The 6411-nt window shown below is 40.4% G+C and carries 5 protein-coding genes; all 5 read right to left on the bottom strand.

Annotated features, from left to right (window positions below; all coding sequences use genetic code 11):
- Positions 1 to 1457: Hpt domain-containing protein (locus IQ229_RS08765; protein WP_194042961.1), on the bottom strand; the 1457-nt coding region annotated here is incomplete at its 3' end.
- Positions 1458 to 1637: 180 nt separating this feature from the next.
- Entirely contained in the window at positions 1638 to 4445 is a 2808-nt protein-coding gene (locus IQ229_RS08760; RefSeq protein WP_194042959.1) for a methyl-accepting chemotaxis protein, read from the bottom strand.
- A 61-nt stretch (positions 4446 to 4506) separates the two neighbouring features.
- Positions 4507 to 5004 carry a chemotaxis protein CheW gene (locus IQ229_RS08755; protein WP_194042956.1) on the bottom strand — a complete coding sequence of 166 codons (498 nt, stop codon included), beginning with the start codon at positions 5002 to 5004 and terminating at the stop codon, positions 4507 to 4509.
- A gap of 4 nt (positions 5005 to 5008) precedes the next feature.
- Positions 5009 to 5386, bottom strand: coding sequence for a response regulator transcription factor (locus tag IQ229_RS08750; RefSeq protein WP_069071198.1), 378 nt, complete (start codon positions 5384 to 5386; stop codon positions 5009 to 5011).
- A 62-nt stretch (positions 5387 to 5448) separates the two neighbouring features.
- Positions 5449 to 6411 (bottom strand): response regulator (locus IQ229_RS08745; RefSeq protein ID WP_194042954.1); only part of this gene is annotated, 963 nt, incomplete at its 5' end.

Here is a 6411-nt window from a genome sequence, read left to right as displayed (position 1 = left end):
ATATGGTCTGTATCATCTACACTTAGTTGCACATCTGTTGTGACTTCCTGTACCTGAACAATGGTTTCCATAACTTCCTGCGATCGCAGGTTTAATTCGTTATAGCGATCCATTTCTAAGGCATCAAATTCTGTGTTTATACCTTGTACTTGGTGGCCATTTTCAGCTTGTAGCTGTGAGGTAGCTTGAGTGGAAATTTTGTCGGATATTATACGTAATTCCTGGTTTTCGCGGTCGAGGATTTGGACTCGCTGGTTGAGGTTGCGAACGAGTTTGCGTAATCTTTCTAATTGCGAATTTAAGCCATTTCGCTGAACAATCAGTTCGCCAAATAAATCATTAATTTGCTCTAGCTGTTTGCTAGGAACTCGGACGCTATTTTCATGAATTTCTCGTTCTTTACCAACGGCAACTGTCTCTCCTTTGCCTTCGCTTAATTTGGCATCTGGAGGATTCTCTTCTTTAGCAAATATTGTATTATGTTCAGTTACATTGACAGAATTTACATCCTCAGCAAATTCTGCATCTACAAATGTAAAATTGGCGGCGATTGCTTCATCTTTAACCCAAGTTTCTGGAGTGATCTCTGCTTGCCAAACAGCTGTTGACACTACTTCTGTGTCGATGACATCTGTAGGGAGAAGTTGTGGTATTACTTCTGCTGGCAATAGTAGCTGGGATTGCGAACTACCCAAGTCAATAGCTGTAGGTAAGTTATCTAGCTGATTTGTCAGCACCAAAGCTTGCGATCGCCGCCATGCTTGCAATGCTAACTGGGCAATTTCGGGGATGCGTTCAACAGTTTCCAAATGCTGCGTTACCGACTGACAAAGCTTGCTAAAAGCTGGCAACTGGAGCATTTCTCCCAAACCGCCTAATTCAGCTGCCAGGATTGCAATTTCTTCAGGCAATCCAGCTTGTTCGCGATCTGCCAATGTAGATTCTAGACGCTGCAAACACTCTTCTACTTCTGTGGCAAATAGCAAAGGGATAACGTCTTGCCCGTCCTCTGGGGATAGCATAGTTGAGGCATCTTCTGGGGTGGGGTCGCCCAAGCGATCGTGCAACTCATCGAAGATGGGATAACAAAAAGTTGCTAACCACTGATCTTCGACAACATTCCCTTCTGCAAGCAATTCGACAATTTGACGCAGCCAGTCAACTCCAGATAGCAATAAACTTTGCAACTGAGTATCAATTTCTAAAGAATTTTTTTTAGTTTTTAAAACTTTAAAGGAATCTTCCAGACGGTGAGATAAATCACTTAGCGATTTAAATCCCATCATCCCCGCGCCACCTTTAATAGAATGAGTGGCCCGGAGTGCAGCATTGATTTTATCCAAATCGATGCGGTTACTAGTATCGATTTCCAGCAATACCCCTTCTAAGGTATTTAAGTAATCTGTTGCTTCTTCCAGAAACTGCATCTGGATTTCTAATTCTTTGTCTTGTAGCATGGTTTTTGTCCTTAGTCATTGGTCATTGGTCATTAGTCATTGGTCATTAGTCATTGGTCATTGGTCAATAGTCTTAGTAAAAGGACAAAGGACAAATGACAACGGACAAATAACAAAAGTCATTCGTCATTCATCACTAGCAAATCGCAAAGGACAAAGGACAAATGACAAATGACAAACTTAACTAACTTTGAAAGCCTCGACAGTCTCTTGCAACTGCTGGGAAATATCCACAGTTTGTTGCAGAGATTCGGAAACTTGGTGAGATGAATCACTGGTACGTTGTGATATAGCAGCGATATCTTTCATCAATTGGCTAACACTTTGGGATGTTTCAACCTGAGATGCAGTTGCAGTGGAAATCGACTGCACTAAGGAGTCAATTTGAGAAGAGACATCCAAAATTTCACTCAGACTTTGTTTAGCTTCCTCCACAATTCGAGTACCTTCTACCACTTGGGTAGTGCCTATTTCCATTGCTTGCACTACTTCACTGGTTTCTCGTTGGATATTTTCAACAATTTGTTCGATTTCTTGGGTTGCTGCGGCACTCCTGACTGCTAGTTCGCCGACTTCTTCAGCCACTACGGCAAAACCTTGACCTTCTTCACCCGCACGTGCTGCTTCGATGCCGGCATTAATAGCAAGCAGGTTAGTTTGAATCGCAATTTGGTTAATCAAGGAAACCACGCGAGAAATTTGTTGCGAAGACTCTCCCAAACGTTTCACTTTCTTAGCAGTTTCACCCACAGTTTCCCGCAAAGAGAGGATGTTTTGTACTGTCAAATCCATCGCGTGTCCGCTCTTGGTTGCAGTGTGAGCAGCATGGTTAGCAATGAAGGCAGCTTTTTCAGCACTTTCGGCTACGGCTTTCATGGATTGGGTCATTTGGTCAACAGCATCAAGGGTGCGGTTGATTTCGGCAGCTTGGGTTAGCGCTTCTTCTGCTAGGTGGCGGATGGCTCCTTCGTTAGAGCCAATGGCACTATTTACATGGATGGCAGCTTGTTTAACTTGGGTAACAATATCTCGGAGGCTTTCTACAATGGAGTTGAAGAAGTCGGCAACAGTACCGATTTCCCCAGCAGTTACGTCTGCACGCACTGTCAAATCACCTCTGGCTGCACCTTCTACGTCGTTGAGTAGTTGTAAAAGTTGTTGTTGCAGTGTTTCGTCTGAAGCACTTACAGTTACATTTGTGACTTTTTCTATCTCTTCTAATAACTTGGCTTGTTCTAAGGCATAGCCGACTTGAGTTGCTATCTGTTGAAACAAGTCAATTTCCGGCTGTTGCCAAACACGAGGAGTTTCGCAATGATGAGCAATTAATAAGCCTAAAAGTTTTTCTTGAGCAAGAATCGGTACGATTAAATGACCTTTGACAGCAAATTTTTCCAACAGTTGGATGTAACTGTCGGCATTTTTCAAGCTTTGGTCTTGATGAATATTGGCAACTGCTTGCACCCCTCCATCGCGATCGCTTTCTAGATAATGTTCTCGAAAATAAGGGTCGTCAATTTGCACTCCCAGCATTTCCGGCCAATTACCAGTTCCCGATTCCGCAACGACAACGCCAGTCAAAGTACCTGGATTCAGACTATAAATAATTACCCGGTCTGTTTTGAGGATTTGCTGAACTTCTTTGACTGCTGCATGATAAATATCTTCAGTTTTAAGAACTTTCCGAATCCGTAGGGTAATATCTGCTAGTAATTTTGTCCCTTCAACGTCTACTTCCTGTTGCTGTTCTTTAACTAAGACCTGCAATTGTTCAGCCATCAAGTTGATATTTGCACTCAATACCCCTAATTCGTCTTCTCTTTCAATTTCCAGACGGGTATTAAATTTACCTTGACCTAACTTTGCTAATGCCGCAGTTGCATTGAGAATTGGCTGTGTAGTCAGTTTAGCTAACCGAGATGCGATCGCACCTACAATTAATGCTGTCACTGCTGTACCGATGGCTATAATCCACAACAATTGTCTTTGCAGCTCAAATACAGTTGCGGTATCTGTAGCTAAAAGTACCTGCCAGTTTAAATCAGGTAAGCCATCTATCGTACTAGCTGGTACATAGCTAACTAGTTCTTGTTTTTTGTGAGTTTTCGGAACTTCTATAAAACTATTTACCTTTCTAGCTGCTAGCAGTTTAGGTAAATTAGAATACTCTGCCTTGGCCTCTTTCCCCAATAATTCCTTTTGAGGACTCAAGAAAACTGTTCCCGAAGCATCAAGCAAATAGTATTGTTGTCCGTTGGCTGCGTAGTTTTTGGTAACTTCCTCTAAAGATTTTACGGGCATACGTGCTTGTACCACGCCAATAGTTTGACCCGTTCTTGTCTCTTTCACAGGTGCGGCTAGATAAATACTCACAACACCTGTATTTGCTGCTTCCGGTTTGCTGATGACAGGAGTATCTTTTTGTAAAGCGTCTTGAAAAAAGGTACGGTCTTTTTGATTTTCCAGGGGTTCGCCTGTAGACTGGACAATCAAGTTACCTTGGCGATCGAAAACAGCAATACTGTCATAAGCTTTGTAGGCTTCGACAACCCGATCTAAGACTTCTTGCTTTTCTTGAGTACTAATACTAGCTTGAGAATTTGTCAAAAATAGCAAGTTTGATATTACCTGAATATCACCGTAGCGTCCCAGCATAAAGCGGTTAACTTTATCACTCAAGCCAGTGGCTTCGGCTTCTTGAGATTGGGTAATTTGCTTAGTAATAGATTTGTTGGCAAAACCAAAAGCGATCGCACCGATGCCCAAAACTGGTATTGTGCCAATTGCGATCGCTAAAATAGTCGCTTTCTTAACTAATCCCAGCCTTGTAAAATAGGCAATACCCTGATTCAAAGAAGAATTATTCACATTTTTATTAGTCAGCTTATTTGGTAGCTTTACTACAGTTCCAATAGCTTTTTGAGATGAAATCAGTGATGCTCGATTTTGAGCGCTATTACCTTGATTTGTGTTGGTTTTATTAAACATAAAAGTAGTTCTCCTAAGTATGTGAATAAGAACACTAAAAAGCTGTTTTTAGTAGTAAACCTTAATCACTGCGGAGAATAGAAGATTGCACAATCGCTTGTGCATCTAATACTAGTAATATTTCTTCTTGTTGCACAACGCACCCACATAAATAAGGAACCAAACTTGATGTCACTTGTCCGATAGGAGAATGAATATCATCAACTATGAACTTGGTTGTACCTTTTATTTCTTGTACAACTAATCCCAACACCAATGATTCCACTTGGATAACAATCACATTGTATTGTCGCAGTCGATAATCTAGGGATTCTAAATTGAGCATTCTTGGTAAATCAACTACCCAAATTATCCGACTCCGCCAATTCATTAATCCTAATATGCAGGATGGCATATTCGGTATTGACGTAATAGATTCAACAGGTACAAGAATTGCTTCTTGCGTATGCCTCATTGATAAAACAGCAGTAGTTTGTTGATTTAGCTGAAACTTCAGATAACTATCTGCTAAATTATTCGGGATTGGTTTTGAAGAAAGAGTAATGTTTGTACTAGTCATTGATTCAAATTACCACTGATTTAATAGTACGTAGGAGATGTTCGCGGGTGTAAGGTTTAGTTATATAGGCATCTGCACCTTGTCTCATCGCCCACAAACGATCAATTTCTTGATTTTTAGAACTACAAACCACAATCGGTACTTTTGCAGTAATTGGATTTCTTCTCAGAGAACGACACAATTCAAATCCACTCATTTCTGGCATTACTACATCAGTAACGATCGCATCTGGTTTTTCTAACACAGCTTTTTCTAAACCCTCTTTTGCACCACTTGCTTTAATTACGTTGTAACCACTCTCTTTGAGATAATGGCTCATTAATTCCAATTCGCTGGGAGAATCTTCTACAATCAAAATTGTGCCAAGCAAAGTCAGGCTCACTATCAAATCTCCTAAAAAAATAAATTAAACATATTTTGTTATTTTTATTTGCCTTATTTCAATCAACCAAGATGCTTAAAAACCATTTTTAGCAATTCTGATTGTGTAAAAGGCTTAGTCAAATATCCTGACGATCTGACCATTTTAGCCTTTGCCCTGTCGATAAATCCCGTTCTACCAGTCACCATAACGATCGGTATATTTTTAAAAGCTGAATGTTTACGTAATAATGAACATAGTTCATAGCCATCTAAACTTGGCATTTCAACATCTAGCAAAATCAGGTCGGGTTTACTCCGTAGAATTTGCATTAAAGCTTTTACCGGATCATTGATCATCACAACTGAAAATGTGTTTTCATCCAAAAAGTGTTTGATAGAATTCAAAACAGTTTGGCTATCATCAATGCAGGCAATTGTATATAGTTTTTTGCCAACAGGTGGCTGAGTAGTTTTATTCTCAGGAATATCAAAATTGATTGGGATTGGCAGTTTTTGCCCAATTTTTATTTGCAGTTGTGGCTGAACTTGAGACGTTTGTGTTGCAGACAACGCTTGGGAACTCCCACCAGCCGGAATTGATGACTGAATATTTTGCCGATTTCGTAACTGTTTTTGACAGTGTTCAACAAGTAACCGTAAATCCAGGTGACAGAACTTTGGTAGTTCATCCAAAGAGCTTTCTGGACTGAATTCATAGCTACCTTCTTTTAAACACAGAAATGATTCCATTACTTCTTTTGCTAATTCGTCTATCAGGCTTCCTGCTTGCACAGAGGTAATATAGTCCTGATTTACTAACCAACAAATAGCTTGGTAATCTGCATTTGATATTGATTTATGTTCATTTTTCGTCTCAAACATCAGCCGCATCTGTACACGAGTGGTGCTGTTGAGAGCAGGAATTTGCTGACTCAAACGCCGTAAGTGACTGTCAAGGCGCTCAAATAGTTTATCTGAATAGGAGGCATAAGTAAGTTTACAGTCCTCTAGATAGATTGACCAAGAAACTATCCCGGTAAATAC

The organism is Nostoc cf. edaphicum LEGE 07299 (assembly GCF_015207245.1).
Taxonomy (GTDB): Bacteria; Cyanobacteriota; Cyanobacteriia; order Cyanobacteriales; family Nostocaceae; genus Nostoc; species Nostoc edaphicum_B.
This window is presented reverse-complemented; position numbering and strand designations above follow the sequence as displayed.

Coding starts and splice junctions, on each gene's coding strand:
- IQ229_RS08760 (WP_194042959.1), bottom strand. CDS start 4,445: ATGTTTAATAAAACCAACACAAATCAAGGTAATAGCGCTCAAAATCGA.
- IQ229_RS08755 (WP_194042956.1), bottom strand. CDS start 5,004: ATGACTAGTACAAACATTACTCTTTCTTCAAAACCAATCCCGAATAAT.